Genomic DNA, 26320 nt, shown 5'->3' on the forward strand with positions numbered 1-26320 from the left:
CGGGCTCGGTAATCGGACTACTCTACAGTGATCGTCACTGGTTCATCGAGTGCCTCCTCGTCATCCGACCCGTCTGCGCCGTTGGATCGACTGTCGAGCGATCCGCCCGACTGTTCGACGCGGAGTGACTGCTCGCTGGGCTCGTCCGACTCACCGAAGTCGTCCGGCTCGGTGTGGTCGGTCGCTTCGCCGTGATCGACCGCCTCGGTGTCGATGTGGCCCTCGTCGTCGATTTCGAACTCGTCGAGTTGGGCTTCGAGTTCGCTGGCCTCGTCGGCGAGCCCCGAGACGGTGTCGGCGACCGTCGACAGCGAGGTAGTCTGTTCTTCGGCCGCGGCGGCGGCGTCGGCCGCATCGGCTGCGGTCGAGTCGCTGATGGCCGCCACGTCGTCGACGATCGCGGCGACGTCCTCGGCGGAGCTCGCCTGCTGGTCAGTCGCATCGCTGATCTCGTAGATGCTGTCGCTGAGTTCGGTGACGACCTCGGCGATCTCGTCGAACCGGCCCAGCGAGCGTTCGACGGAGTCGGTGCTCTCGCTGACCCGCTGGCTGGCGGCCTCGACGTCTTCGATGGTGCGGTCCGACTGGTCCTGGATGTCTTCGAGCCGGTCGGCGATCTCCTCGGCCGACTGGCGGGTCTCGTCGGCGAGGCTTTTGACCTCCTCGGCGACTACGGCGAACCCTTCGCCGCCGTCGCTGACGCGGGCGGCCTCGATCGAGGCATTGAGCGCCAAGAGGTTGGTCTGTTCGGCGATGTCGCTGATCACCGAGACGATCTCGTCGACTTCGTCGATCCGGGCTACGAGCTCCTCGACGGAGTCGGCGGCCTCGGCGATCTCGGATTCGATCGTCGCAAGCTCGGCGGCGGTCTCGGTCGCCTCCTCCCGGCCCTCGCTGGCGGCCTCGCTGGCGGTAGCGGCAGTCTCGCTGACCTCCTCGGCGGAGGCGGCGATCTCTTCGACGGTCGCCGACAGCGTGTTGACCTCCGAGACTGCGGTCTGGAGCTGCTCGCGCTGCTCGTCGGCTCCGGCGGCGATCTCGTCGGTCGCGGCGGCGATCTCCGAGCCCGCCTGATCGAGTTCGGTCGTGCTCTCGTCTACGGCCTCGGTGGACTCTCTGACGGCGGCGGCGAATTCTGTCGTCTCGCCGATGGAGTCCTGGAGCGTCCGGAGCAGTTCGTTGTACCGGTCGATGACGACGCTGTAACTCTCCTCGCCGTCCTCGACCAGTTCGGGATCGATCGTCGCCGTGAGATCGCCGTCGATGGCGGCCGTTGTCGAGGACTCGAAGGCATCGACCAGCCGCTGGAGCTGTGCGGAGCGGGCTTCGATCTCGCGGGTGTGGGTTTCGAGGTTCTCGGCCATCCGCTGGAGTGACTGGCCGAAGGGGCCGGGTACCGGCTCGTCGAGGGCGGGGTCGTCGAACTGCTGGTCGGCCAGCGCGTCGGCCTGGGCCGAGACCGTCGAGAGATACGCCTGGAGATCGGCGAACGAGTCGGCGAGGCCACCGACCTCGTCGTTCTGCTCGACGACGACCGGCTCGGTGTCGACGTGGCCGTCGGCGATCTCCCGGGCGGCCGCTTCGATCTCACCGAGTGGCGTGATCAGGTCCCGCTGGATGATCAACAGCGTATTGACGAACGCTACCACCGCACCGAGGAAGATGACGCCCTGGATGACCCGCAGTACGGTCCCCGTGAGGACGAACGGGAGGACGAACAGCCCGACAGCGCCACCGAACTGGATGGCGACCGCTGCCAACATCTTCCGCCGTACCGAGCCGGTGATGCCGAGGCTGTCCATCATCCCCCACAGGACCGCCTCATAGGAGTCCATGAATGACATACTGGGTGTATATTTAAACTTCAGTTAATTAATTACCGCAGCGATTTTCAGTTGCTGAGAATCTGCCCGTGTGCTCGGTCGGGTTTTCTATCGGCGCACTCCAGCGAGGAGGGTCGCTGTGGCTGGCTCTGTGACCTGCGTGGACGCAAAAAACGAAAACCGGGAGTCGACCGTCGGGTTACTTGCTGCGGTTGCGGTCGCTGTTGACGCTCGGGCGGGCGTGTTCGGTACCCTTGCCGCGTTTCTGCATGCCGCGACCGTTGTCGCCAGCGTTGGTCAGGCCACGGAAGGCTCGGCCTTTGTGCTGGGATTCACAGATCCAGTTGAGATCGTCGTCGTTCTCGATGGCGGGATGCTCGGGATCGACGAGGATCACTTCGTGCCACTTCTGGGAGCCGTCTTCCCCGACCCAGTAGGAGTTCAGCACGCGAAGGTTGGGGAACTTCCTGGAGGCTCGCTCCTCGGAGATGCGCTGGATCGATTTCCGGCGACCGATGCGGTTGACACCCTGCCGCTTGGAGCGTCGTCCGGCCTTGTGGCGCTGTTTGCGTGCGTTACCCTTGCGGACGGACACGCGAGCGACGACGATGCCCTGTTTGGCCTTGTAGCCCTGCGAGCGGGCTTTGTCGAGGCGGGTGGGGCGGTCGACGCGCTCGATTGCGCCCTGGTTCCGCCACTCCTGTTTCCGCTGCCACTGCAGTTCGGCGAGCTTGCCCTCGCCGGGGTTCTTCCATGCGTCTCGGATGTGCGAGTATGCGCTTTTTGCCATTGTTTGTCCTCGGGCGCTTGCGATTCAGTCGGAATCCCGACCACATTTCGTCCCGGCGAACCGGGTGCCCACTGGTGGCCCGCTGCCAGCGAGTTGGCGTGTCTACTCCTGAGATCCCTTTAACGGCTTCGGACCCGCGTTGGTGAGTGGTGGTATAACACGGTCGACAGTACGCTTGAGGATTCTCTGCCCGCCGATCGGTCGCCCGAATTTAGGCGGGATATCGGGCCGACGGCTCGCTATACGACCGATTCCGCTTCAGTACGGCACTAGGGCCGACGTTCGGTTCGAAGGCTATCGCCGTCAACACGCTCAAATCGTCTTCATGCGTCTCATCGTTGTGCTAATCACCTGTCTGACTGGTCGGGAGTTACTATTCGCCGTCTAGTTGTAACCGCATCTTGACGTGTGGGATGCCAGCCTCCTCGAACGGCTCGCTTACAATAACGTAGCCTTGTCGACGGTAGAACTCCGCGACGCGCTGCTGGGCGTGGAGGACGCATTCATTGATCCTGTGTTCGCGCGCGATCATCTCACAGCTGTCCATGAGTCGTTCGCCCCAGCCAGCACCCCGAGCCGAGGCCCTGACGGCGATCCGCTCGCATTTGAGGGCTTGGTCGTCGGTGGGCCGAACCCGTGCGGTTCCGATCGGCCGCCCCTCGTCGACCAAGAGAACGTGTTCGGCGACTGTCTCGTAGTCGTCCCACTCGATCGCCACGTCGACGCCCTGTTCGACGACGAAGACGGCATAGCGGATCGCAGCGATCGTGGCCAACGAGCCGATTGCACCGTCGGTCGGTGTGCCGTCGACCCGTTTTGCGGCCGCGTCGATCCCGCTGTCGGCAACCGTTTTTGACCGTTCGACCGCATTTGCGGTCGGGTCGGCGATCCGAACGAGTACTGTCATCGCTTTCCGGTCCGTTCGCTGGCGACTCGAAGCTATCTATTGCCATCGCTCGCAGTCAGTGACACACGGAGGGCGGTTGTGGAGGGCGAGTCGACCATGACTGAACACTCACACTGCAAAATTCGTTCTATGAATCTAACGCTCATCATCCCTCTCTGCATATAAATGGTATAAAATAGCAGTCGCCCTCAGTCGGCGGCGATCTTGTGCGCCGCATACAGCACGCCGCGTTCGTCCATCAGTGCGACCGTCGCCAGTCGCAGCGCATGGGGCCAGCCGAGTGGCGTCGCGCTGTCGGGCTCGCCGGTGTCGAAGAACTGCTCGGGGAGGTAACTGGTGTCCTCACACAGCACGCCGCCGGGCAACACGAGTTCAAGTAGTTCCCGCGCTCGCGCGGCGGCCTCGACCGCCCGCTCGTCGTCGTGATCCGCCAGGAGCGCGCCCAACTGGGCGGCGGCGTTGGCTCCCCAGCCCGTCGAGACGGTCCAGATCTTCTCGTGGTCCTGGTGGGCCTGCCGCCAGCCGTCGCCCTCGTAGCGGAACAAGCCTGCAATCTCGCTTTCCTCGGGGTCGTGCCACAGTGCCTTGATAATCGTGTGCGTATGGGAATCGAGTTGGTCGAGCCGGTAGTCGTCGACCTCGTCGATCTCGTTGTAGGCGCGATGCGCGCCGACGAGCGCGAGCGTCGCCGAGTCGGCCCGCCGATCGAGCCCGCCGCCGCCGTGTTCCCGCAGTGCGAAGATGCCGCGGTCGTCGAGCCAGAGGTGGTTGATCGCCTCGTACACTCGATTTGCCTGCTCGTGGGCGTGGTCCGCGATATCGAGATCGGTCGCCGCCAGCGCGCTGTAGGCCTCCAGGAACGTCGCGGTCGTGTGGGTAAACCGTCCGACTGAATCCTCCCAGGCGTTCTGACAGACCATTGGTCGGCCGTCGGCCTCCAAGGTCCCGTCGAGGCTTTCGAGGGCGGCGTCGAGGGTCTCGACGACCTGCGCTTCGAGGGCCGCATCCTGGATGCCGGAGGCGTAGTAGTTCGCCAGAAAGGCGATGACGCTGCCGGTCTGGTCGGCTTGGTAGTCGTCGTCGCTGCCAGCTTCGAGCTTGGCGTTGGCCCAGCCGGGCGCGAGCGCGCCGTTGTGTGGCCACACGCGGTGGGGCCAACTGCCGTCGTCGCGCTGGGTGTCACAGTAGGCCCGGGCGCTCTCGGCGTGCCACTCGCCCAGTCCAAGGTCGAAGTGGTGGTCGGATTCGAGGACGAACCGCGAGATCTCGGCGTCGTCGCGGAACCAGGTGTAGCCGTAGCCGCCCGAATAGCGGTAGTAGGGATCGAAGTTCGGCCCGGCGATCCGCAGGCCGGTCTCGCCCCGCAGCAGCGACAGCACCCGCACATCCGCACCCACCGACTCCCGGAGTGTCTCCGAGTGGTCCTCGCGGGCCGCGGTCGGCAGCGCCGCCGTCGCGGCCTCCCTGAACGCGTCGCTGCTATCGAACTCCGCCCGGAGCTCGGCAAGCCGATCGAGGGCCGCCTCGCGGTCGGTTTCGGTTCGATCGGTCAGCAGCGTGATGAGCGTCGTCGAGCCCCCATGGAGCGGCAGCGAACAGATCAGGTCGCCGCTGAGCCGGTCTTCCGAGTAGCGGTGGTCGCTGGCCGGACGCGGGTATTCGGTCGGCTCCTCGTCGAGCAAATCCTCGAAGGCAACCGGAATCTGCCCCCGAACGCCCGCAAACCCGGTCGTCGAGCTGACGAAGTCGTGTTCCCGCTGGTGGTAGACCTCGATCACGTCCTCGTGGTGGAGCTGGCCGACCTGGCTGTCCTGGCCCTCCGGCGCGAGCGAGACGTAGGCGATCAGCTCGGTGTGACTCCCGCCGAAGTCGGCCTCGGCGGTGTCGAACCGGGTGAGGTGGGCATCGCCCACCGTCAGATCGAGTTGGGTCACCGGCCCGAACGGTGTCCCGTGGGTCGTCTCGACGAGCGTCGTCGCCTCGTGGTACTCTTGGACGGAGTCCATCTCGTCGAACCAGAAGGGTGTCCCGTCGACACGGAGCCCGAACCGCGACCGCTCGATGCCAGTAAGCCCGGAGAGTGGATAGCCGAAGTCCCGCAGATTGCCCCCGTCGACATGAATCAGTCGACGGCCGTCACCGGAGAAACGGCCGGAAATCGTCCGCCGTTCGCCCGGAAAACGGGTCGTAGTTCCCGATGATTCTTTAAAATCATCGAGTGCGTCACGTAGTTGCACACCTATCTCCCTGTTCTCTGCACTCTTAATTCTTGGTGTATTTTTCCTTCACACGTTTATTCCGACGGCAACAATCAAGACGGTTGGCCACCGGGTGGGAAGTATGGACGCACCAGGTCCGCCGCGGTTCGTCGCCGTCGGCGAGAGCGTCGACCTCGCCCCAAGATCGCCCGCCCCCGACGCCGACTACCGGTGGACGCTGCTCGAATCGCCCGCCGACAGCAGTGCCGCCGTCGACACGGGGCCAGTCGTCGAGTTCGCCCCCGACACCCCCGGCCACTACCGGCTCGAACTCCAAACGCCCGAGGAAACCCACACCCAGACGGTCCGGGCGTATCCCGACGAACGCCACCCCATACGGGTCGAACTCCCCTTTTCGGACCTCTCGGACTCCATCACCGAGGTCGATTCGATGTCCGTGGTCGGCCCGTTCAACGAACAGGTCGCCGGGCGCACTCGCCCCACGCGCAAAGACGACCGCTTCGTCGCCGACCTCGACCTCCCGCCGGGGACCCATCCGTACGCGTTCTGTGTGAACGACGATTTCACACAGCAGATCCACGACGCCGTCACCGTCCCCGGTCCGGGCCGCCCCCGGTGTCGGCTCGACGGCGAGATCCGTGACGACACGCTCGTCGTTACGGCGACCGCCACCGCCGCTCCCGATACTGACCACGCCGACACCGACCTCGACGTCGACTTCGTGGTCGACGACCGCGACTGGCTGCCCGACTCGGTGGTCGAAATCACCGACCGAGAACTCCGCGTGCCGGTCGAGTCGGTGCCCGACACCCTCCGCATCCATGCGGTCGCCGTCGGCGAGCGCCGCTCGGTGTCGGATTCGCTCACGATCCACAACGGCGAGTCGATCGCCATCGAGCGGCCGAACGATCCGCCGGAGTGGGCCGAGTCGCCGACCGTCTACGAGATATTCGTTCGCTCCTTCACGGGTGAGACGCTGCCGACCACCTTCGCCGAGATCGAACGCCGCGTCGAGTACCTCCAGTCGCTTGCGGTCGACTGTCTGTGGCTCACGCCCGTCCTCGCCAGCCCGACCGACCACGGCTACCACATCACGAACTATTTCGAGACCGCCGACGATCTGGGGAGCCGCGAGGCCTTCGAATCGCTCGTTGAGACCTGCCACGAGGCAGACATCCGGGTCGTCTTCGATCTCGTCATCAACCACACCTCACGGGACCATTCGGTCTACCAGCTCCACGCTGGCGGCGTCGACCGCTATGCTGACTACTATAATCGCGTGCCAAAGGCGTGGGACGGCACTGGCGTCGACTGGGCGGGCGACGACGCCCCCGAGTTCTATTTCAACTGGCAGCGCATCCCGAACCTCAACTACGGTTCACTGGCGGTACGCCGGTGGATGCTTGACGTGGTCGAAGAGTGGGCCGACGTGGTCGACGGCTTCCGCTGTGACGTGGCGTGGGGGGTTCCCCACGGTTTCTGGAAGGAAGTCCGCGAATCCGTCCCCGACGATTTCTTGCTCCTGGATGAGACGATTCCCCGGGACCCCCACTACCACGAGGCGGAGTTCCAGATGCACTACGACACCGCCCTCTACGGCGCACTGCGGGATATCGGCCACGGCAACGCGCCCGCGGAGAAATTATTTGAAGCATTGGACGACGCCGTCTGGCAGGGGTTCCCCGAGTCGGCGGTCCACCTCCGCTACATCGAGAACCACGACGAAATGCGGTATTTAAAAGAGTGCGACGAGGCCGCCCTGCGTGCGGCGGCGGCTGCGACGTTCACGTTACCGGGCGCGCCGATGATCTACTACGGCCAGGAACGCGGGATGACCGAGCAACGCGGGCCGATGAAGTGGTACGACGGCGACGCCGCGCTCACCGAGTTCCACCGGTCGCTGTCGACGCTCCGCCGCGCGTATCCCGTTTTAAAAGCGGGCGGCGTCGAGCGGCTCCCGATCCACGTTGCCGAGCGGCGCGAGTCCGCAGCCGCCGACACCGACACTCCGACGGACGAGCCTACCGGCGAAATCGTGGCCGCAAACGGCGGCGGCGAGGCTGCTGGAGCCGATCGCGTCGCCGCCTTTGCCCGCGACGATGGCGACGACCGGCTGCTCGTCGTGCTCAACTTCGGTGACGAACCGCAGGCGGTCAGTCTGCCCGAAGCCGTGGGATCGACCGACCTCCGGACCGGGAGCCCGCTCCGCAAACGCTACGCAGAGGACCAACCTGACGACACCTTCCTGCTCGTCGACGACGTGGTGATCTGTCGGTCAGCCTAAACGCTGCCCTCGCCCGGTTTCGGCCCCTGTTTTAAGTAGTATCGCCGAACAGGGGGTGTATGGACGACGCCACGCTTCGCGCCCATCTGCGGCGGTTCGGCCTCTCCGAGAAGGAGGTCGATACCTACCTCACGCTCCTGGAGCATGGCGAAGCCACCGCCAGCACGATCGCCGACGTGGCGGGCGTCTCCAAACGCTACGTCTACAGCGTCAGCGAGACGCTCGAAGACCGGGGGTTCGTCGAAGTCACCGACCACGTCGTCCCGACGACGATCCGGGCGCTCCCGCCGGACCAGGTCGTCGACGAACTCGTGCGAGACGCCGAGGCGATGCGGCCCGCTCTCGAATCCCGCCACACCCGCACCGAACCCTCGACCGATAGCTTCGAGATAGTCAAAAGCCGCGTCACCGTTCTCAAACGAGTCCGGTCGTTCATCGACGGTGCCGACGAGGAACTCACGCTGTCGGTGCCGCTGGACGTGCTCGACGAGGTCGAAGGGGCCCTCCGGGCCGCACGGGATCGCGGCGTGTTGATCGTCCTGCTGGTCTCGGGCACCGACGAACTCCCCGCTGAACTGGCCGACCTCGCCAGCGTCACCCGCGTCTGGAGCGAGACGATGCCCACGATGTTGACCGTCGACCGCCGGGTCGGCGTCATCGCCCCCATCGAGATGGTTTCGAGTGCCCACAGCGACACCCAGGCGATCGTCTTCGCCCAGCAACACCTCGGCCCGGTCGTCGTCGCCTCCTTCTTCGGCAACTACTGGCCCGTCGCCCGCGAGGCGGCGGTCGCCGACCCGGTCGAACTCCCCTCCTCCCACGAGAACTTCTGGCACAGCATCTTTCAGGCGACCCTCTGGCTCCGGGCCGACGCCGACCTCCGGGCAACCATCGAGGGCCGGACCACCGCGGACAACGAGTACGTCGAACTCGACTGCCGGGTCGTCGACGTCACCCAAGGCCTCGTCGAGCCGACCAACAACTCCTTTCCGGTCGAACACAGCCTGACCGTCGAAGCCGACGGGGAGAGCTACACCGTCGGCGGCTACGGCGCGTTCCTGGAGACCATCGAAGCCGACCGGGTTTGGCTCACGCTCGACGACTGAAACGACGGGGAGAGCGCGGTCAGCAAAAACAGTCGGACTTCATGTGGCCGGTTGGCGCTTCGATACACTGCTCGACCTACAGCCGCGACCATGCCTCGAAATGTCGTTTGAGGCGGCCACGCGATCGATCTGTCGCCGACGCCGTGGAACACGGTCGTCTGGATGTCCCCGCGACCGTCACCGGCGGCCGGATCGCGCCCTCCATCTCCCGAGGCTGCGTAAACAGGGTCTCGGCGTGCTGTTCGCTCACCGCCACCGCGCTGATGGCTGCCAGCGGATTCCTCTAACCGCGGACACGGTTGCGAAAGAGAGGCTTATTGATGATTCACGGCGTGGTCCCAGTATGGCAGGCGACCTGCCCATCGACCGCCGCTCAGTGCTGTCGGCCATCGGTGCCGGGATGGCCGGACTCGCTGGTTGTGCTGGCGTCACCGGGAACGACCCCGAGCGCGTCTCGTTGCTCGCGGCCGGAAGCCTCCACAACGCGCTCGAAAACGGGTTCCAGCCGGACATCGACGGGACTGTCGAGATCGAGGCCCGCGGCTCGGCGGCAGCCGCCCGGCTCGTCGATGCGGGCCAACGGGACCCCGATATCCTCTCGCTGGCCGACACGGCGCTGTTCGACGGGCCGCTCGACGCGCCGTGGCTCGCCGAGTTCGCCACCAACTCGCTGGTGGTCGCCTACAACCCCGACACCGAGGGCGGTCAGCGGCTCGCCGATGCCGGGTCGGATGGCTGGTATCAACCACTGGTCGACGGCGACGTGAGCCTCGGGCGCACCGACCCGGCGCTCGACCCGCTGGGCTACCGGACGCTGTTCATGTTCGATCTCGCAACCGACTACTACGACACCGACGTCGGCCTCCAGGAGGCGATCCTCAGCCGGGAGCAACGCTACCCCGAAACCCAGCTCGTCAGCCAGTTCGAGACGGGCTCGATCGACGCCGCGGTGACCTATCGCAACATGGTTGTCAACCGGGACTACGAGTATCTTGAACTCCCGGCTGCAATCGACCTCAGTGACCCGACGCTGGCCGACCGCTACGCCCGCGCCAGCTACGAACTCCCGAGCGGCACCGTCGTCACCGGCGGGCCGATCAGCTACGGCTCGACGATCCGCCGCCAGTCGCCCATGGTCCGCGATGTGTTCGAGGCCCACGTCACCGGCGGCTATCTCTCGGAGTTCGGATTTATTGTCCCCGACGACTATCCCCGATACAGTGACAATGTTCCCGAGACAGTCACGGACTGAGTCCGTCGGCCGGGTCGACTGGCTCTCGGTGACCTACCTGCTCGGGGTGCTGTTGCTGTGTTACTACCTGCTGCCGTTCGTCTCGCTTGTCGCCAGCCAGCCCCTCGGCGTCGTCGCCCGTCGACTGACATCGCCGACCGTGCTCTCAGCGGCGGCGACGTCGTTCACCGCGTCGGTGGTGAGCACCGCTATCGCCACCGGACTCGGCCTCCCGCTGGCCTACTGGCTCGCCCGCGCCGAGGGACCCCGCAAGACGCTCGTAACCGCCATCGTCGTCCTGCCGCTGGTGCTCCCGCCGATCGTCAGCGGGATGTTGTTGCTCACGGTCGTCGGCCCGGAGACGCTGGTGGGGCGACTGGCGGCCGAAAACGGGATCGCCCTGACGCGGTCGACCGCCGGGGTCGTGTTGGCCCAGACGTTCGTCGCCTCGCCGTTCGTCGTCATTACGGCGAAGGCGGCCTTCGAGCGCGTCGATCCGGCGCTGGAATACGCCTCCCAGTCGCTCGGCAAGAGCCGACTGACAACCGTCCGGCGCATCACACTCCCCATCGCGTGGCCGGGGATTCTCGCGGGGATCACCCTCGCGTTCGCCCGCGCGATCGGCGAGTTCGGCGCGACGATCATGCTGGCGTACTACCCCCGAACGATGCCGGTCCAGATCTGGATCTCCTTCACTACGCTGGGTCTCGACAACGCCTTTCCCGTCGCGGTCGTCCTCGTCGGCATCGCTGTCCTCACCCTCGTCGTGCTCAACACCCTCGGCTCGAACCCCTTTGACTAACCCATGCTCGAACTCTCTTCGCTCTCGAAACGCTACGCCGAGTTCGCTTTCGGCCCCCTCGACCTCACGGTCAGAAACGAAGTGCTCTCAGTGCTCGGCCCCTCGGGCAGCGGGAAGACGACGCTGCTGTCGCTGATCGCGGGCACCGCCGAGCCGGACGGGGGGACGATCTCGCTGAACGGACGGCGGCTCGACGGCCGCCCGATTGCCGACCGGGAGACGGGTTTGGTCTTCCAAGACGGCGCGCTGTTTCCCCATCTGACCGCCCGCGAGAACATCACCTACGCCGCGACCGATCCCGACCGGGTCGACGAACTCGCCGCCACTTTCGAACTCGCCGACCTCCTCGACCGTCGACCGCCGACGCTCTCGGGCGGGGAGCGCCAGCGCGTCGCCCTCGCCCGCACGTTGGCCGCCGATCCCGCGGCACTGTTGCTCGACGAACCGCTGTCGAGTCTCGACGCGCCGATCCGGCGGCGGCTCCGCGACGAGTTGCACGCGCTGTTCACCGATCTCGACATTCCAATCGTCTACGTCACCCACGACCAGCGAACCGCGACCGCCCTCGGTGACCGGCTGGCGGTCATTCGGGATGGAACCATCGAACAGCTCGGAACTCCCTCGGACGTGGTGTCTCATCCCGAGACGCCGTTCGTCGCCTCGTTCACCGGCACCGAGAACGTCTTCGCGGCGACCGTTACCGGCTCGACCGACGGAACGACGGTTCGGATCGGCGAGCTGGCGCTCCGATCGACCGAGACGGCCGAGACGGCGACCGGGTCGACGGTGACCGCCTGCATTCACCCCGCCCGACTGCAGTTGACTCCCACAGATTCGGGCGATGCGGGAGCCACCAACACGGTCTCGGGTGTGGTCGAGCAGTGGCTCAACGAGGGCACCGACTACCGCGTGTCGATCTCGGTCGAGGGGGTTGCCGAATCGCTGACTGCAACCGTTCGGCCTGCGGCTGTCGATGGACTGTCGATCGACCCCGGGTCGCCCCTTCGGCTGACGATCCCGCCGGATGCCGTTCACCTGATTTCGTCGTCGGCGATCCCTATGGATTAAGCCAATCCGACAGGAAGGGTCGACGAATGGCTCTCGGTGTCGTCGAGCGGGCGTCGACTCCTCGCCCGGAACTGTTCGCTGTCCTCGTCGGCAACGGACTCCCGCTGATCGGTGTCGTCGCACTCGGTTGGGACGCCGCCGCTCTCCTCTTCCTCTACTGGCTTGAACTCGGCGTTCTCAGTCTGTTGGCCGTGGTTCGGGCGCTGTTCGCCGGTCGACCCTCGGAGTTCAACGGCGATCCACTGATCCTCGGTGCGCTGGCTCACCGAACGGCGTCGGTTGGGATACCACGAACTGACGTGGCCGTTCGTCTGTCAAGCCTCCTGGTGCTGCACGTTGCGGTGCCGGTGCTTGCGGTTCTCTGGTTCCTCGTCGGCGCGTTCACTGTCGGCGTCGTCGGCGATGGGAGCCTCACTGAGGCTACACTGGGGACTGTGATGCTGGCCGCAGTCGGCATCCTTCTCAGTGAGACCGCTGAGACGGCCGCCGACTACTTCTATCGGGGAGTGTATCGGGATCACAGCGCCCAGACCGCGATCCGGGGCGTCCTCGTTCGCGGGATGACACTGTTCGTGGGTGGGCTGTTCACGGTCATGGCCGTCGCGCTCGTCAGCGACTCGATCGCGAGCGACGTACCCATCTCCGAACTCGACGCGGCGGTGGTCGGCACGCCCCTGCTTGTCGGCATCGTCGGCGTCAAGTTCGGTCTCGATCTGGCGGGCGTCTACGGCGACCGCCTCGCGACGTTCGACGAGTCGACAGAAATCCTGTGGGGGTGGGCCTACGAGCCGCCGACCGTCGAGCCGGTCGAGACGACGCTTTCGGGCGCGGTCGACCGCATCCGACCCGACCGCCGGGGGCGGCTGATCGGCGGGGTAGCGAACCTCTGTCATCGACCGGGTGCGGCGGGGGTCGGCGTCTTCGTGCTGGCCATCGCGGGACTGTTCGCGACCGGGCAGGTGTGGGATCTCGCCGCGCTGCTTGTCGGCGTCGCGGTCGTCGTTCCGGGTGGGCTGCTGTCGGTCGACTACTGGCTCCGCTACGGGGCCGTCGAGTATCGAACCGACGGCGAGGCGATCGTCGCCGTCGACCGGCTGTTCGGCGGTGGGCTGTGGCGCGTCGAACCATGGGACGAGACCGATCTCCGGGTCGAACGCGATCGGCTCGACGAATTCCTTGGCACCCACACGGTCGTCGTCGAGTTGGTCGGCGGCGAGACGTTCCGTTTGCCGCGGCTGGCCCATCCCCAGCCGATTCTCGATACCTTCGACCGGCGAGCCGACTGGCCGGGCGAGTGATTCGTGGGCGGTCGAATGGGATCGACGCGTCCCGTCGACTGTCCGCTGTAGTGCCGCTGTCGGGGTCAACATAAGTTCGGAAAGTAGCATCACCTACAAAACACTAGTCAATGATATCATTACGATGTAGCTTAATCGAATTTATCCAATTACAAATGAGAGGGCAAATCTGAGCAGAAATATAAGATACTCTATGAATATCTCAGTGAGGCAGTTATTCAATTATTGCTACTATTCCAGTCAGTAACGTTCCGAAAACAAATCCAGTTCCATGAGCAAATATATTAACGAAACTTCCGGATTGGATCACATCAATTGGAATCAGTGCCCAAACAAATGCACAGACAATTATTCCGAACCCAAGGATTACCACGATGGGATCATTGTATTCCTCCCTCGTCTTTCTAATTTGACTCCAGCTCCTTATCTCATCAAATGAGATATATATTGCACTGATCACACTCAGTCCGAAAATCAGTAGAAGTCCTGTTTGAGCCGATAATGTGCCGTGAAGAACTGAGAGGAAGCCCACTGCTGCCAATCCAACTCCAACTACTGAATGTATGCCCGGCCAGACACCATATCTTCGTGCGACGTATACGCCTATCCCACCCAGTGTCATCCCAGCCAACCCGCCGATTATACCTGAGAACCCCTTTGAATCTGCGTCACTTGGGAACAACTCATAATGCTGGTAGAGAATACCGTAATCGATAGCAGTTGTAAGGAATGGAGTGAGAAGTAATAGGGATACAAAGGTAATCCAAAATACTCTGCGTGCATCAACAAAAACTGTCAATAACCAGTACGCAATGCCGACCGTGAGCGTGTATGCACCAAGATTGTAGAGCAAGTGTCCGTTACTTCCATGGGTGTATGCTGCTGTCCACGCTGTTACGATACTAGGATCGTTATAGTAGAAGCACAGACCAGTATATATCGAATCAGGTGTTAGAAAGTGCAGTGCAGCGAGAATCGTTGGAATACTAATTAATAGTCCGATATCAGACGATGGGAGTTGTTTTACCAGTTGTTTAGTCTGACCCATTTGGATAAATAGTTGTTAATGAATCCACTTAAATAGTCATTTGTGTATCAAATATTCCGTCAATAATTTCACATACCTTTTCAGTGTTCTCCCTGAATAATTAAGTTATGTCTCTTACTGAAGACAGTGAAACAGCGGTATCTGTACGTAGAACGAATTTCCTATCGCAGAATATGATTTATGAATCGCTGTAGGACCGAACCGAATCGAGTTCATCGACAGTAATATCCTCCGCAAGCGCCCCAGTATCGACCGAGTCGGGGGTTTCACTCGGATACTTCCGCTTGAAATAGCCGTAGATGTTTGTTAGATCGCGTTCCAGGAGTTCGTCGCTGTTTTCGTGGTCGGTGGGGACCGCTTGGGGCCAATCGAAGATCGTGATCCCCTCTTCGTCGATGAAGACGTTGTACTCGCTCATATCGCTGTGGACGTATCCCCGCTGGTAGGCTGCGGCCATCTCTTCGAGGATGAGATCCAGGACACCAACCACCTGCTCGGATTCGAGTCGCGCACGCGAGAGCTCCGCGCCGTCGAGTTTCTCCATGACGATCGCGTGGCGGTTCTGGTCGACCGGCCGCGGGACCGACACATCGGGGTACAGCCCTTCGAGCGCCTCGTATTCCTTTTCGGCGGCCTTCCGGGCGGTGTAGAGCCACGAGACGTGGTTGTGATCGGCGGTGTACTCCCGCTCGCGGTCGACTTCGCGGAAGTTCGTATACCCTTCGCGGTGATATTTCAGCGCCAGCGGCTGGAACGACATCGCTTCGTAGACGTCGCTTTCCTTGCCGACACCCAGCGGTGCGCCGACGCCGTCGATCGTATCGCGCTCTGAGAAGCTCCGTAAGGCGAGTGCGTCGTATCCCTCGAAGGTGAGCTGGTAGCCCTCGTACTGGATCGTCTTCCGCTGGATGAGCTCGTGTTGCATACAGCGGTCGATGCGGTACTCTATTTCTTCGCTCGTGAGGCTCGCGTACTTCGGGAGTTTCTCGCGTTGGACCCACTCCGAGAAGCGCATCCCCTGTTCGATCCCCGACAGCAGATAGAAATCCTCGGGTTCGAGGTCCCGAAAGAACGCCGCGACGTTCTGAACCATACCCCACGGAGGCCCGCGGACCGTAAAAGCCCGACGAGTCGACCGATTCTCCGCAATAAATCAAATATTGCTATATCGAATTGCTGCTCGCGCGATACAGACGGATGAATCGCTGTTTGAGTGTCTCCTCGGGGACACTCGCTACACGATACGTCTCGGTGTTTTCTCGGCCCGGATGAGGTATCGACAGTCGAGACCGCGCTAGCGTCCCCGGTGGACGATCGCCAGGTCGCAGTCGACGTCGTGAATCCGCTCGAAGGTCGGCGTCGAAAAGAACCGCGAGGCGCGGCTTCGGTCGGTGCTCGCCCCGACGATGGCCACGTCGTAGTGTGAGGCGTTGACGTGGAGGAACTCTTCGACGGGAGTGTAGCCGATCCGGGTTTCGATCGGGGCGTCGAACGACTCCACGAGGTTGTCGAGCATGGTTTCGGCCTCCCGTCGCTCGGCGTCGGAGCCGACGCAGCGACAGGCCGAAATCGTCCCGGTCGTCAACAGTCGGTGGGCGAAATCCAACATCGTGTTGGCCTGCTCGCCCGGCCCGCGAACCATCACCAGCAGCCGGTGCCACTCGGTTCGGCCGGTCGTCGGTCGGAAGACGACGGTGTCGATCGGGCCATCGAGCAGCGTGGTGACGAACCGGCTCGGAGTGCCGTCGTCGGCCTCGTAGGGACTGACGATCAGATCACAGCCCTCGGCTTCGGCGGTGTCGAGGTCGTCCTTCCGGCCGAGCCGTCCTCGGCGACGACCGCGAGCTCACAGGGAACGTCGACCGTCGAGACGACCAGCTCCTGGAGCCGTTCGAGCCGCCGCCGGAGCCGGTCGGTGATCTGGGCTTCTGCCGTTCGGGTTACCGCCTCGTCGTCGACCCCGCCGGTCGTGGCCGCGACCTCCGCTTCGACTTTGGATTCGGTTTCGGCGATCGTCTCCGGACTCACCGTCTGCATCAGTACCACCTTCCCGACCTCGTGGGCCGCGGCGAGCCGGGCGGCAAACAGCACCAGGGACTCGGGGTCGTCGCCCCGAATCGGCACGAGCACCTGATCGTCGCCGTGGGTCGACTGAAACAGGTAGCGGGCCCGTTCCTCGTAGAAGTGTCGACGCCAGAGGACGAACACGCCAGCGACGATGAGACTGGAGACGATGATGCCGCCGACGTAGGTCAGCTGCTCGGAGCCGGTGACCAACACGAGCAGTGCCGACGAAAACGCCGAGGGCTCTTCGATCGACAGCGCCCACGTCACCACGCCGGTGAGGAAGATGCCGAGGGCGGCGGCCCCGGCGTTGACCCGCAGCTCGCCGAGCGTTGCGGCGGTCCAGTACTCGCCGGTGAGCGCCAGGACGAGCCAGCCACAGATCGCCCCCGCCGAGATGCCGCCGACGAACCGCCGCGGGGAGGCGTAGCGACCGCCCGGGTTGGAAAACAGCGTGTAGGCCCCGGCCGCCAGCGGCGGATAGACGAGGAACGACACCACCGGCGAGACGTTGGCGAGCCACGTCACGCCGCCGACGAGCAGCGGCACAAACACCAGCGCCGACAGATGAAGCAGGTGTTCGGGATCGGCCAACCAGTGGCGGACCGCCCGGATCTCTCGCCGCTCGAACTCCCGAAGTCGATCTCGGGCCGAGCGGTACCACCACGACAGTCGGTTACGCATTATCCTATGGTAGTTGACACGGACGGATGGCTCTTTTTGTGGGCACCTCCGAGGTATAAGACGGCTGGTTGGGGGGTCGACGCAGGATCATCGGGGGTGTTCCAACTGGTGGCTGTGTGCACGTGAGAGAACGACCATCGGCACTGTGCCTGGTTCAATGTCTCCCGACTGCTGTGGCGTCTCCCCCGGCCGGTGATCCGGTCCATACGACAGTTTTTCAGTGTGGTCGACCGCCGTTCAGATATGCCACAGGAACCGGACGAAAACATCAGTGGTGGTGTCAGTGGTGGCGGCCAACAGGCCGACTTCGACCCCTCGACTGCCGGGACACGTGCCGAAGCGGTCGTCGACGTACTGGGCGAGTTGTACTGGCAGAAAGCCTACGGCGGCCGTGCGGCCTTCGAGTGTCTGGTGCGGACGATCCTGAGCCAGAACACCAGCGACAAAGCCAGCCAGCCCGCCCACGACGCCCTTATAAATCGGTACGGTAGCGGAGCCGACGCCGAGGACAGCGACCGGGATCTGGTCGCGGCGCTGGCCGACGCCGAGCAGTCGCGGCTCGCCGAGACGATCAGCGGCGCGGGCCTGTACAATCAGAAATCCGAGGTCATCATCGACGCCGCCGAAGAGATCCGACGGGAGTTCGGGGGTGCCGACGAGTTCGATGCGTTCGTCAGGGAGGAGTCGCCGTCAGTTGTTCGCGAGCGACTCCTGGAGATCCACGGCGTCGGCCCGAAAACCGCCGACTGTGTGCTGCTGTTCGCGGGCGGCCGCGGCGGTGTGTTTCCGGTCGATACCCACGTCCATCGGATCGCCCGCCGGATGGGGTTGGCCGACCCCGAAGCCGACCACGAGGCGGTTCGCGCCGCACTCGAAGCCGACGTCCCAGCCGAGAAATGTGGCTTCGGCCACACGGCAATGATCCAGTTCGGTCGGGAGTACTGTACGGCCCGCAAACCGGCCTGTCTCGACGGACCCGAAGCCTGCCCGCTCTACGATCTGTGTGATCGGGTCGGCGTCGACGAGATCGACGAGTCGGTGGTCGATCCCGCCGAGACTATTTAAAAGCTACCCGGTGAACGAACAGCTCGCATTGCCAACCGGGCCGTCGATCGGCGCGTCGGTGTCCTCGTAGTCGTAGCCGGGGCCGAACATCGGGAGCTCGAACTGGTAGTCGAAGGCGATCGAAAACGGTCCGAAGGGGTCGTTGAGGAACTCGGTGGCGCTCTCGATGCCCGTGAAGACGACGCCCGTTTTGAGCTCGATGATCGGCGGCCCGTCGATCGACCCCGCGAGCTCGATACCGATCGCGCCCGGCCCGCCGAGGTTGGTCAGCAAGGAGAGATGGAGCACCATCCTGATCTCGGGGCCTTCGGTGCCGATGGTAAACTCGTAGCCCTCGCCCGGGAAACAGGCGTTGCCGCCCGGCGTCCCGCCGGTCGAGCCGTCGGCTGTGGCGGTGGCCGTCTGCGCGCCGACGACTGCCGCCATCGGCGTCGACAGGAAGAGCAGACAGCAAACGACCGCAATGACCGGTGTCCGCGGGACCATACGGCTAGATTCTCGCGGTAGCGGTTAAACACCACGGTGAACTGACTGGTCGGCGGGCCCGATGGATGGGGCTTGACGGCTATTCGAAAAACTGCTCGACGAGCAGTTCGGCCGACGCGAGGTTCGTCGCCAGCGGGATGTCGTGGACGTCACAGAGCCGGAGCAGCGCGCTGATGTCGGGCTCGTGTGGCTGTGCGGTCAGCGGGTCCCGCAGGAAAATCACGCCGTCGCACGTGTCTTCGGCGATCTCGCCGCCGATCTGCATATCGCCGCCCAGTGGCCCCGACTCCTTGCGCTCGATGTCGAGATCGGTCACTTCCATCAGTCGCTTGCCGGTCGTCCCGGTCGCCATCAGGCTGGCCTGCGAGAGCGTCTCCTCGTGGTCGGTCGCAAACGCCATCAGATCGTCTTTCTTCTTGTCGTGGGCGATCAGTGCGAGTCGCATTCGTCCCCCTCTGGAATCCCCGTCGGCTTAATTCCCCTGTTGGTGACAGTCACTGCGGGCTACTCGAACACCGTGTCGAAGGCGCTGGCCCCGAGCGGGTCGAACGTCCCGGCGGCGACGTTTTCGGCAACGTGGTCGGCCGAACGCATCCCGACCAACGAGGTGGTGACTCCCGGCGCGCTCCGGGCGAAGTTGATCGCCCGCTGGGCCGCCGTATCGCCCGACAGCTCGGCGTCGACCGCAGGTGGGATCGCCGCCGCCAGATCCCCTTGCCCGATCGAGGCGCTTGTGACGACCGACAGCCCCGACTCGTGGGCGTATTCGAGCGCGCTGACCGGTCCCTCGTCGCTTGGCTGAGACTTGACAGTAAACGCGTCGGCCATCTTGACGTTGAACGGCAGCTGGATCGCGGCCAGTCCGTGATCGTCGACGCCGACGTGTTCGGCGGCGGCCTCCGCGCGCTCGATCACCGCCGGGAGCGAAAGATACTGCTGGTGGGACTGAGGGACGCGAAACGCCTGCCACGTTGCCAGCCCGTAGACGCCGATATCGCCCGCCGCCCGGCGGCGCTCTAAGAGCTCGAAGGCCGCTTCGAGCTGGTCGTAGACTGACCCAGGGTCGGCGTCAAGCAGCTGTGTCTCGGGGTTGTGGAGGTAGTAGCAGTCGATCGTCTCAACGCCGAGGTTCGACAGCGACTGGTCGAGCATCTCGTTTATAAAATTCGGCTCCAGCGAGTGGCTGCCCCGGACGAGAGAGCCAGGGTCGACCACGCCCGGTTCGACGAACTGCTCGCGGATATACTCGCCGGGGTCGGCGGGTCGCTCGCCGTCGAACGGCAGAAAGCCGCCCTTCGTCGCCACGACGATCGCCTCGCGGTCGATCTCGGTCCGCTCTAAGACATCGCCGATGACGCGCTCGCTGCGCTGACAGCGGTAGTTGATCGCGGTGTCGACGTGGTTGATCCCGTTTTCGAGTGCCGTCTCGATGGCCTCGCGGTAGGCCTCGTCGACGCGGTCGGTCGGCTCGCCAAGGTAGCTCCCGATACCGATACTGGAACAGACGCCCGGTGGGAAACGTCGGAAGTAGGTACGGCCGAAACTGTCGCCGAACCGGTCGCGGTAGGCCCACGTTCCGTCTGCGGTTGCCATAGCTATCGTTGCCGACGCGCTCGAATAAGCGTAGGGTTAGACGTCGCCGGACATCGAGGAAAACAGCCGATCGATCAGTGCCTCACGCGGCATGGTCTCCGAACTCACCGGTTCGCCGCCGTCCGACAGCTGGGGTTGCGGGGCGATCTGGCCGCCACCCATCCGCGCGTGGCCGCCCGCGCTCGCGTTTGAGATCCCCTCGGTGACGCTTTCGAGTACCCGGCCCATGTGGACCCGGTCGTCACGAGAGCGCCCCGAGAGGTGGATCGTCCCGTCCTTTTCACCGGCAATAACTACTGCTGTTACCCCTTCCAGTCGGATGATCTCGTCGGCAGCCTGCGGGATCGCATCCGCGTTCGAGACCGGGCCGACATCACAGACCGCAAACGAGCCCTTGATGCGGCGGCCCGCGATCGCCCGGGCCTTGATTTCGAGCACTTCGGCGTCGACCTCCGGGTTGGCGATCCGGTCGAGTTCGTTCTGGTCGACGCCCGGATAGAGATACGACGCGGCCTCGAAGTCGACGGCCGCCGCCCCGACTGTGAGGTTCTTTGTATCCGAGAGGATGCCGTACAGCAGGCCGGTGGCGGCCCTCGACGGCAGGACGTACTTCGAGCCGGTCTCGCTGGCGTGCTGTTCGGCGGGCACCGGCACCGCGCCAATGTCCTCGAAGTATTCGGCGACGATGCTCGAACAGGAGCCGTAGTCGGTTCGCACGTCCGTGAACAGCTCGCCGGTCCCCTCGCCGGGATGGTGGTCGACGACCGCCAGCGGGAGGATTCCCTCCGCGCCGGTAAAGCCGCGCGGCGCGTTGTGATCGACGAGAATCACGGCCTCGGCTGCGAGATCGGTGACGTGTTCGATGCGCTCCAAATCGAGTTCGAGAACGGTCCGAAACGCGCGGTTCTCCTGGTGTCTGATCTGCCCGGAGTACTGGATCGTGACCTCGGTGTCGAGCTGCTCGGCGAGCGAGGCCACCGCCGTCGCCGAGGCCATCGCATCCGGATCCGGGTTCGGATGCATCAACACCGTCACCGCCTCGCGGTCCGCAAGGAGCTGCTTAAACCGCTCGCCGTTGGACTGGCGGAGCCATCGGTAGACGATTGCAGCCGCTCCCGCCACTCCCGCGATGGCAACGATCGCAACGAACAACTCGGTCCGCGTCCCGACGAGATTCTCGATTAGTGCGAAGATCCCGCCGACAGCAACCTGCCCCATATATCGTACGTCTGCATCATTCACTATGAAGGTTGGCAGCGCTCCCGTCGGCTTGGCAAGGACAAAATTAGTCCCCATCGGGCGGCTCTCCCGTAGTCTGTTCTTACAACGGGACGATAGCCTCACGCGGTTACGGAGTACGTACCGCTTGAGTACGTCGGTAGGAACCTCCTACTTCGCCGTTCGGTTCCGGTAGGCGTCGACTGCCGCACGGTAGCCCTCACGGAACGTGGGGTATCGGAGCGAGTATCCCAACTCGCGGAGCTTCTCGTTGGAACACCGTTTGCTCGTGAGAATCCGTCGACGCGCGGCCGCCGACAGCCCGTCGTCGGTAAGCCGCTCTTGCTTCGTTCGCTTCGGCGGACTGTCGAGGCCGCATTCGTCGGCCAGCCAGTCGGCAAACGTCCATTTGTCGACCGGTTCGTCGTCGGTCACGAGCACCGCCTCGTCGCGCGCGCGCTCCTGGAGCAACAGATATGCGACCGCCCCCGCGGCGTCCTCGCGGTGAACCATATTTAAGTACCCCTCGGTGACCGGCCCCTCGATGTAGCGCTCCAGTCGGTAGCGGTCCGGGCCGTAGAGTCCGGAGAACCGGGCGACGGTGCCGTCGATGCCGTACTCGGCGCTCTCCTCGCGGGCGATCCGTTCGGCCTCGACCAGTACCTCGGTCTTCTCGGTGGTCGGCTCCAGAGGCGTCGACTCGTCGACCCACGCGCCGTCGTGGTCGCCGTAGACGCCCGTACTCGACGTGTAGACGAGCCGATCGGGTGGTGATTCGCGCTCGCCGTACTCCTCGATGACGTCCGCCAGTGCGTCGACGTAGATCCGGCGGGCCGCCTCGGCGTCCCGGCCACCGGAGGAGGCCGCGAAGACGAGCCAGTCGCCCGCGGGGAGGGCCTCGACGTCGTCGGGGTCGGTGAGATCTGCCCGATGGGACGCGAAGCCGGCGTCTTCGATGGCCGCACACCCTTCCTCGGAGCGACGAACGCCGACGACGTCGTGGCCCGCCTCGGTGAGCTGGCGGCCGAGTTCGATCCCGATGTAGCCACAGCCCAGAATGACGACGCGTGCGTCCGCCATCTATGCCTCCCGACCGTCGATCACCGACTGGATCGCGGCGAGCTGGGGCAGCGTCATCTCGATACGCCCCTCGATCGCCTGCTGGACCTCCTGGGCCGTGAGATCGACGTCGATATTGGCGGCGATTGTGTCGACGTCCAACACCGCGGTCGTCATCCCCATCAACAGGTGGTCCCGCAGTTCGAAGACGATGGCATCCGCGTCGGGCTCGTCGGGGTCGACCGCCAGGATCGCGGCGGCCTCCTGGACGGTGAGGTCGGCCCCATCGCCCGCGAGGAGGGCCGTAAGGCGGTCGACGCCGAGGCCGGTTTCGTCGGCAACCGTCTCGGTGCCGACGGTTTCGACCGTCGACTGGAGGCTGTCCTCATAGGCAGTTTGGAGCGCATCCGGCGAGAGATCAGATACCTGCTCGGCAGCGTCGTGTAACATACCGGCTATTACTGTGCTGGAAAGAAAACGATTGTCACTTCACGTGTCTCGGTAGCTGTAACGTGTGGGTAACATTCAAGCGGTGTGACGAGTCACGTTCTGGTATGAAAACAGTCCTCGTGGGTGTCGGGCAAGCGGGCGGCAAACTCACCACGGCGCTGGCCTCCTTCGACGAGGAGATGGGGTTCGGCGCGGTGCGGGATGCGCTGGCGGTCAACACCGCTTCCGCGGACCTCCAGTCGGTCCCCTTCGAGACGATGCTGATCGGCCAAGACCGGGTCAACGGCCACGGGGTCGGCGGCGACAACGAACTCGGCGCGGAGATCATGCAGAACGACATCGATCAGGTGATGACCGCTCTGGGTAACCGGATCTCTGCCGAAACGGAGTCGATTTTCGTCGTCGCCGGGCTCGGCGGCGGCACCGGCTCCGGCGGCGCGCCGGTGTTGGCCAAGCGGCTCAGCCGGGTCTACGACGTTCCGGTCTACGGACTCGGCGTCCTGCCGGGCTCCGACGAGGGCGCGCTGTACCAGGTCAACGCCGGGCGGTCGCTCAAGACGCTCGCTCGCGAGGCCGACGCGGTGCTGTTGATCGACAACGACGCCTGGAAGGAGTCCGGCGAGTCCATGAGCGAGGGCTACGAGGCGATCAACCAGAATATCGCCAGACGCGTGGGGCTGCTGTTGGCCGCGGGCGAGGCGACCGAGGGGGTTGCCGAGAGCGTCGTCGACTCCAGCGAGATCATCAACACGCTCCGGGCAGGTGGCATCGCCTCGCTGGGCTACGCCAGCACGCCCGCCGCCGAGGAGGCTGCAGAAAACATCTCCGTCATCACGAGCACGACCCGCAACGCGATGCTGACGGGGTCGAGCCTGCCGGAGGCGACCGACGCCGAGGCTGCACTGTTGATCGTTGCCGGGCAACCCGAACGTCTCTCCAGGAAGGGCGTCGAGAAGGCGCGCAAATGGGTCGAGACCGAAACCGAAAGTATGCAGGTCAGAGGCGGGGATTTCCCGATCGACAGCAGCCGACTCGCCTCGCTGGTCCTGTTGGGCGGCGTCGAACGCTCCGACCGCGTCCAGCGCTTTATGACCCGCGCCGAGCAGGCGGCCGAAGAGGCCGCCGAGATCGACCAGACGGCCCGCGAGGCCGACAAAACGTTCCAGAACGACGAACTCGACGGGCTGTTTTAGCTATTTCCGGAGGCTCGCGCCGTCGAACTCGGTGCGGTCGTACTCGATCTCCATGAGGTCCAGGATCGTCGGTGCGATGTCGAACAGGTCGGCGTCCTCGATCGAGACGTCGGGATCGTCGACCAGCAACGTCGCGTTGTCGAAGCTGTGCATCCCGTTTCGGGGACCGACGCCGAAGACCTCGTCGTGGCCCTTGAAGCCGGATTTGAGGTCGAAGCCGTGGTTCGGGATCGCCACCAGATCCGGCGCGATGTCGTCGTGATCGCCGCGGAAGGCGACCTCCTTCTCGACGACGCGCTCACAGACCGATCGGCCGTCGGGCCCTTCGAGGGCTTCGAGTTCGGCTTTGAGCTCCGCACGAACCTCGTCGTACTCGTCTTGAGGGACGCTTCCGCGCGGCTCGCGGTCTTCGAGGTTGATATAGAATCGACCGGGGATCAGCGAGTAGGCGCGGGTGTCATCGGAAATATCGCCGAGTTCGCTGTGGTCGTCGTCCTCGTAGGAGAGCCACCCTTCTTCTTCGAGCCACGCGTTGCAGTGGACCTCGTGGTCAAGGCTGGTGAAGCCGTGGTCCGAGGCGATCATCAGTGTCACGTCGTCGGGCAACAGATCACGAATCTGGCCGATGTAGTCGTCGAGCTGCTCGTAGAACTCGAAGAAGGCCTCCTTGTTCTCGCCGTCTTCCTCGTAGTCCTTGAACAGGAAGTGGTTGACCCGGTCGGTGGTCATGAACACCCCAAAGAAGAGGTCCCAGTCGTCGGCCGTGAGGTAGGTCTCGAAGGTCTCGAACCGCCGCTTCATCGTCTTGTGGGCGTGGTCCATGAACTCCGATTTGTCCTCCTTGTGGCCGAGCTTGGCGTTGACGTCGATCAGGTAGTCGTTGGCCTCCAGGGTCTCCCGAAGCTCGTCGGGCTGGCTGGCCTTGTCGACGCCCGGCGAGAGGAACCCCGAGACCATCCGCTGGACGTTCCGCTGGGGCGGGAACGTCACGGGGACGTTGAAGACGCTGGCGTCGCGTCCCTCCTCGGTCACTCGGTCCCAGAGCCGGGTCGCCTGGACGTCCTGGCCCATCGGCACGTAGGTGTCGTAGGAGCCGATCTCACGATCCTGGAAGCCGTAGACGCCGGTTTCACCGGGGTTAACCCCCGTGGTGAGGGCGGGCCAACAGGCACTCGACTCCGGCGGCACGATGCTGTCGATCGCGCCCGCCGACCCCTCGTCGGCGAGGGCGGCGAAGTTCGGGAACCGATCTTTGTGTTCCGATAGGAGCGTAAACGGAACCCCATCAATACCAATAAAGGCGACACGCGGTGCGTCGTCGCCGCGCAACCGATCAAACAGACCCATGGGTTCCGGTACTGGTGAGACCCTTAAGAACTTTCAGTTTCAGGGCGATTCACGACGGTTCCTATGACGAAACCGGAAGCGACCGGAGTGAGCCGACAGCCGGTTACTGTCGACACACCGAAGTAGGACCCACCCCTACCGATAGCCGTGCAGGAGTATCAGCGCAAACAACTGCTCGAACGCGTGGGTCGGGACGGGTCGACGGTGGGCGCACAGATCCCTGACGCGATCGAGATACAGGGCGAGGAGTTGGATCTCCGAACGTTCGTCTTCGAGATCAAGCGCCGCGAGACGATCCCGCCGGGCGAACGCGAACGCGTCGAGCAAGCAAAGCGCAACCTCCGCCGCGAACGCGTCGAGCGCCTCGAAGCCATCGAGGACAACGCGGTGAGCTACGAGCGCGGCGAGGAACTCGCCGAGTCGATTATCGGCATCGACCGGGCGCTCAACGCCCTCGATCAGTTGGAGCCGGTCGACCTCGAAGCCGAGACCAAGCGCAAAGAAGCGGCCGACCAAAAGCGGTGGACGACGTTTCTCAAAAAGGCGCTGGGCCACGAGGATTCGAACAAACGAAACCGGCGGTAG

Annotated in this window: 25 protein-coding genes; 10 read left to right on the forward strand and 15 right to left on the reverse strand. The window is 64.2% G+C overall.

The window, feature by feature from the left end; all coding sequences use genetic code 11:
- Nucleotides 1-17 precede the first annotated feature (17 nt).
- From NO877_RS01055 to NO877_RS01070, 4 genes are all read right to left on the reverse strand, one after another.
- Nucleotides 18-1844: a methyl-accepting chemotaxis protein gene (locus NO877_RS01055; protein WP_256394439.1), complete on the reverse strand. Its 1827-nt coding sequence runs from the start codon at nucleotides 1842-1844 to the stop codon at nucleotides 18-20.
- Between the two features lie 178 nt (nucleotides 1845-2022).
- A complete protein-coding gene (locus NO877_RS01060; RefSeq protein WP_256394440.1) occupies nucleotides 2023-2613 on the reverse strand; it encodes a 50S ribosomal protein L15e in 591 nt (196 codons plus the stop codon).
- A 373-nt stretch (nucleotides 2614-2986) separates the two neighbouring features.
- A complete protein-coding gene (locus NO877_RS01065) occupies nucleotides 2987-3520 on the reverse strand; it encodes a GNAT family N-acetyltransferase (RefSeq protein WP_256394441.1) in 534 nt (177 codons plus the stop codon).
- A 188-nt stretch (nucleotides 3521-3708) separates the two neighbouring features.
- Nucleotides 3709-5757 (reverse strand): DUF7997 domain-containing protein, encoded by a 2049-nt coding sequence (locus tag NO877_RS01070; RefSeq protein ID WP_256394442.1) that lies wholly within the window; start codon nucleotides 5755-5757, stop codon nucleotides 3709-3711.
- 103 nt (nucleotides 5758-5860) lie between these two features.
- Between NO877_RS01070 and NO877_RS01075 the strand changes: the two genes are divergently transcribed.
- From NO877_RS01075 to NO877_RS01105, 7 genes are all read left to right on the forward strand, one after another.
- Nucleotides 5861-8023, forward strand: a complete 2163-nt coding sequence (locus NO877_RS01075; RefSeq protein ID WP_256394443.1) for an alpha-amylase family glycosyl hydrolase — start codon at nucleotides 5861-5863, stop codon at nucleotides 8021-8023.
- Between the two features lie 59 nt (nucleotides 8024-8082).
- Nucleotides 8083-9129 (forward strand): TrmB family transcriptional regulator, encoded by a 1047-nt coding sequence (locus NO877_RS01080; protein ID WP_256394444.1) that lies wholly within the window; start codon nucleotides 8083-8085, stop codon nucleotides 9127-9129.
- 107 nt (nucleotides 9130-9236) lie between these two features.
- Entirely contained in the window at nucleotides 9237-9416 is a 180-nt protein-coding gene (locus NO877_RS01085; RefSeq protein WP_256394445.1) for a hypothetical protein, read from the forward strand.
- 56 nt (nucleotides 9417-9472) lie between these two features.
- Complete coding sequence (locus NO877_RS01090; RefSeq protein ID WP_256394446.1) at nucleotides 9473-10381, forward strand: extracellular solute-binding protein; 909 nt, start codon at nucleotides 9473-9475, stop codon at nucleotides 10379-10381.
- Nucleotides 10356-11162: an ABC transporter permease gene (locus NO877_RS01095; RefSeq protein ID WP_256394447.1), complete on the forward strand. Its 807-nt coding sequence runs from the start codon at nucleotides 10356-10358 to the stop codon at nucleotides 11160-11162. Before NO877_RS01090 ends, NO877_RS01095 begins: the two co-directional genes overlap by 26 nt.
- A 3-nt stretch (nucleotides 11163-11165) precedes the next feature.
- Nucleotides 11166-12230 (forward strand): ABC transporter ATP-binding protein, encoded by a 1065-nt coding sequence (locus NO877_RS01100; RefSeq protein WP_256394448.1) that lies wholly within the window; start codon nucleotides 11166-11168, stop codon nucleotides 12228-12230.
- Nucleotides 12231-12256: 26 nt separating this feature from the next.
- Entirely contained in the window at nucleotides 12257-13528 is a 1272-nt protein-coding gene (locus NO877_RS01105) for a DUF6498-containing protein (RefSeq protein WP_256394449.1), read from the forward strand.
- Between the two features lie 214 nt (nucleotides 13529-13742).
- Here the strand turns inward: NO877_RS01105 and NO877_RS01110 are convergent, their stop codons facing one another.
- The 4 genes from NO877_RS01110 to NO877_RS01125 form a co-directional block, all read right to left on the reverse strand.
- Nucleotides 13743-14576: a hypothetical protein gene (locus tag NO877_RS01110; protein WP_256394450.1), complete on the reverse strand. Its 834-nt coding sequence runs from the start codon at nucleotides 14574-14576 to the stop codon at nucleotides 13743-13745.
- A 178-nt stretch (nucleotides 14577-14754) separates the two neighbouring features.
- A complete protein-coding gene (locus tag NO877_RS01115; RefSeq protein WP_256394451.1) occupies nucleotides 14755-15669 on the reverse strand; it encodes a serine/threonine-protein kinase RIO2 in 915 nt (304 codons plus the stop codon).
- Between the two features lie 201 nt (nucleotides 15670-15870).
- Nucleotides 15871-16218, reverse strand: coding sequence for a hypothetical protein (locus tag NO877_RS01120; protein ID WP_256394452.1), 348 nt, complete (start codon nucleotides 16216-16218; stop codon nucleotides 15871-15873).
- A gap of 128 nt (nucleotides 16219-16346) precedes the next feature.
- Nucleotides 16347-17324: an HPP family protein gene (locus tag NO877_RS01125; protein ID WP_256394453.1), complete on the reverse strand. Its 978-nt coding sequence runs from the start codon at nucleotides 17322-17324 to the stop codon at nucleotides 16347-16349.
- Between the two features lie 243 nt (nucleotides 17325-17567).
- Between NO877_RS01125 and NO877_RS01130 the strand changes: the two genes are divergently transcribed.
- Nucleotides 17568-18389 (forward strand): endonuclease III domain-containing protein, encoded by an 822-nt coding sequence (locus NO877_RS01130; protein WP_256394454.1) that lies wholly within the window; start codon nucleotides 17568-17570, stop codon nucleotides 18387-18389.
- A 3-nt stretch (nucleotides 18390-18392) separates the two neighbouring features.
- Here NO877_RS01130 and NO877_RS01135 read toward each other — a convergent pair whose 3' ends face one another.
- The 6 genes from NO877_RS01135 to NO877_RS01160 all read right to left on the reverse strand — a co-directional run bounded on the left by NO877_RS01135 (nucleotide 18393) and on the right by NO877_RS01160 (nucleotide 23195).
- The gene (locus tag NO877_RS01135) at nucleotides 18393-18875 is read right to left on the reverse strand and encodes a DUF7332 family protein (protein WP_256394455.1); all 483 of its coding nucleotides are present in this window, start codon (nucleotides 18873-18875) and stop codon (nucleotides 18393-18395) included.
- A 79-nt stretch (nucleotides 18876-18954) separates the two neighbouring features.
- Nucleotides 18955-19320, reverse strand: coding sequence for a methylglyoxal synthase (locus tag NO877_RS01140; protein ID WP_256394456.1), 366 nt, complete (start codon nucleotides 19318-19320; stop codon nucleotides 18955-18957).
- Between the two features lie 59 nt (nucleotides 19321-19379).
- Nucleotides 19380-20468 carry an aldo/keto reductase gene (locus tag NO877_RS01145; protein WP_256394457.1) on the reverse strand — a complete coding sequence of 363 codons (1089 nt, stop codon included), beginning with the start codon at nucleotides 20466-20468 and terminating at the stop codon, nucleotides 19380-19382.
- Nucleotides 20469-20504: 36 nt separating this feature from the next.
- Nucleotides 20505-21686, reverse strand: coding sequence for a DHH family phosphoesterase (locus tag NO877_RS01150; RefSeq protein WP_256394458.1), 1182 nt, complete (start codon nucleotides 21684-21686; stop codon nucleotides 20505-20507).
- A gap of 171 nt (nucleotides 21687-21857) precedes the next feature.
- A complete protein-coding gene (locus NO877_RS01155) occupies nucleotides 21858-22766 on the reverse strand; it encodes an SDR family oxidoreductase (protein WP_256394459.1) in 909 nt (302 codons plus the stop codon).
- The gene (locus tag NO877_RS01160; protein WP_256394460.1) at nucleotides 22767-23195 is read right to left on the reverse strand and encodes a DUF5791 family protein; all 429 of its coding nucleotides are present in this window, start codon (nucleotides 23193-23195) and stop codon (nucleotides 22767-22769) included.
- 104 nt (nucleotides 23196-23299) lie between these two features.
- Here NO877_RS01160 and NO877_RS01165 point away from each other — a divergent pair, with 104 nt between their 5' ends.
- Nucleotides 23300-24388 (forward strand): tubulin/FtsZ family protein, encoded by a 1089-nt coding sequence (locus tag NO877_RS01165; protein WP_256394461.1) that lies wholly within the window; start codon nucleotides 23300-23302, stop codon nucleotides 24386-24388.
- On the opposite strand, the gene NO877_RS01170 is transcribed toward NO877_RS01165, so the two are convergent.
- Nucleotides 24389-25735 (reverse strand): alkaline phosphatase family protein, encoded by a 1347-nt coding sequence (locus tag NO877_RS01170; protein WP_256394462.1) that lies wholly within the window; start codon nucleotides 25733-25735, stop codon nucleotides 24389-24391.
- A gap of 147 nt (nucleotides 25736-25882) precedes the next feature.
- Between NO877_RS01170 and NO877_RS01175 the strand changes: the two genes are divergently transcribed.
- Nucleotides 25883-26320 (forward strand): DUF5788 family protein, encoded by a 438-nt coding sequence (locus NO877_RS01175; RefSeq protein ID WP_256394463.1) that lies wholly within the window; start codon nucleotides 25883-25885, stop codon nucleotides 26318-26320.

The sequence above is a fragment of the Halohasta litorea genome (assembly GCF_024494645.1).
Taxonomy (GTDB): Archaea; Halobacteriota; Halobacteria; order Halobacteriales; family Haloferacaceae; genus Halohasta; species Halohasta litorea.

Coding starts and splice junctions, on each gene's coding strand:
- NO877_RS01155 (WP_256394459.1), bottom strand. CDS start 22,766: ATGGCGGACGCACGCGTCGTCATTCTGGGCTGTGGCTACATCGGGATC.
- NO877_RS01090 (WP_256394446.1), top strand. CDS start 9,473: ATGGCAGGCGACCTGCCCATCGACCGCCGCTCAGTGCTGTCGGCCATC.
- NO877_RS01160 (WP_256394460.1), bottom strand. CDS start 23,195: ATGTTACACGACGCTGCCGAGCAGGTATCTGATCTCTCGCCGGATGCG.
- NO877_RS01140 (WP_256394456.1), bottom strand. CDS start 19,320: ATGCGACTCGCACTGATCGCCCACGACAAGAAGAAAGACGATCTGATG.
- NO877_RS01105 (WP_256394449.1), top strand. CDS start 12,257: ATGGCTCTCGGTGTCGTCGAGCGGGCGTCGACTCCTCGCCCGGAACTG.
- NO877_RS01130 (WP_256394454.1), top strand. CDS start 17,568: ATGCCACAGGAACCGGACGAAAACATCAGTGGTGGTGTCAGTGGTGGC.
- NO877_RS01150 (WP_256394458.1), bottom strand. CDS start 21,686: ATGGGGCAGGTTGCTGTCGGCGGGATCTTCGCACTAATCGAGAATCTC.
- NO877_RS01065 (WP_256394441.1), bottom strand. CDS start 3,520: ATGACAGTACTCGTTCGGATCGCCGACCCGACCGCAAATGCGGTCGAA.
- NO877_RS01080 (WP_256394444.1), top strand. CDS start 8,083: ATGGACGACGCCACGCTTCGCGCCCATCTGCGGCGGTTCGGCCTCTCC.
- NO877_RS01055 (WP_256394439.1), bottom strand. CDS start 1,844: ATGTCATTCATGGACTCCTATGAGGCGGTCCTGTGGGGGATGATGGAC.
- NO877_RS01170 (WP_256394462.1), bottom strand. CDS start 25,735: ATGGGTCTGTTTGATCGGTTGCGCGGCGACGACGCACCGCGTGTCGCC.
- NO877_RS01110 (WP_256394450.1), bottom strand. CDS start 14,576: ATGGGTCAGACTAAACAACTGGTAAAACAACTCCCATCGTCTGATATC.
- NO877_RS01095 (WP_256394447.1), top strand. CDS start 10,356: ATGTTCCCGAGACAGTCACGGACTGAGTCCGTCGGCCGGGTCGACTGG.
- NO877_RS01100 (WP_256394448.1), top strand. CDS start 11,166: ATGCTCGAACTCTCTTCGCTCTCGAAACGCTACGCCGAGTTCGCTTTC.
- NO877_RS01145 (WP_256394457.1), bottom strand. CDS start 20,468: ATGGCAACCGCAGACGGAACGTGGGCCTACCGCGACCGGTTCGGCGAC.
- NO877_RS01120 (WP_256394452.1), bottom strand. CDS start 16,218: ATGGTTCGCGGGCCGGGCGAGCAGGCCAACACGATGTTGGATTTCGCC.
- NO877_RS01060 (WP_256394440.1), bottom strand. CDS start 2,613: ATGGCAAAAAGCGCATACTCGCACATCCGAGACGCATGGAAGAACCCC.
- NO877_RS01075 (WP_256394443.1), top strand. CDS start 5,861: ATGGACGCACCAGGTCCGCCGCGGTTCGTCGCCGTCGGCGAGAGCGTC.
- NO877_RS01135 (WP_256394455.1), bottom strand. CDS start 18,875: ATGGTCCCGCGGACACCGGTCATTGCGGTCGTTTGCTGTCTGCTCTTC.
- NO877_RS01165 (WP_256394461.1), top strand. CDS start 23,300: ATGAAAACAGTCCTCGTGGGTGTCGGGCAAGCGGGCGGCAAACTCACC.
- NO877_RS01125 (WP_256394453.1), bottom strand. CDS start 17,324: ATGCGTAACCGACTGTCGTGGTGGTACCGCTCGGCCCGAGATCGACTT.
- NO877_RS01115 (WP_256394451.1), bottom strand. CDS start 15,669: ATGGTTCAGAACGTCGCGGCGTTCTTTCGGGACCTCGAACCCGAGGAT.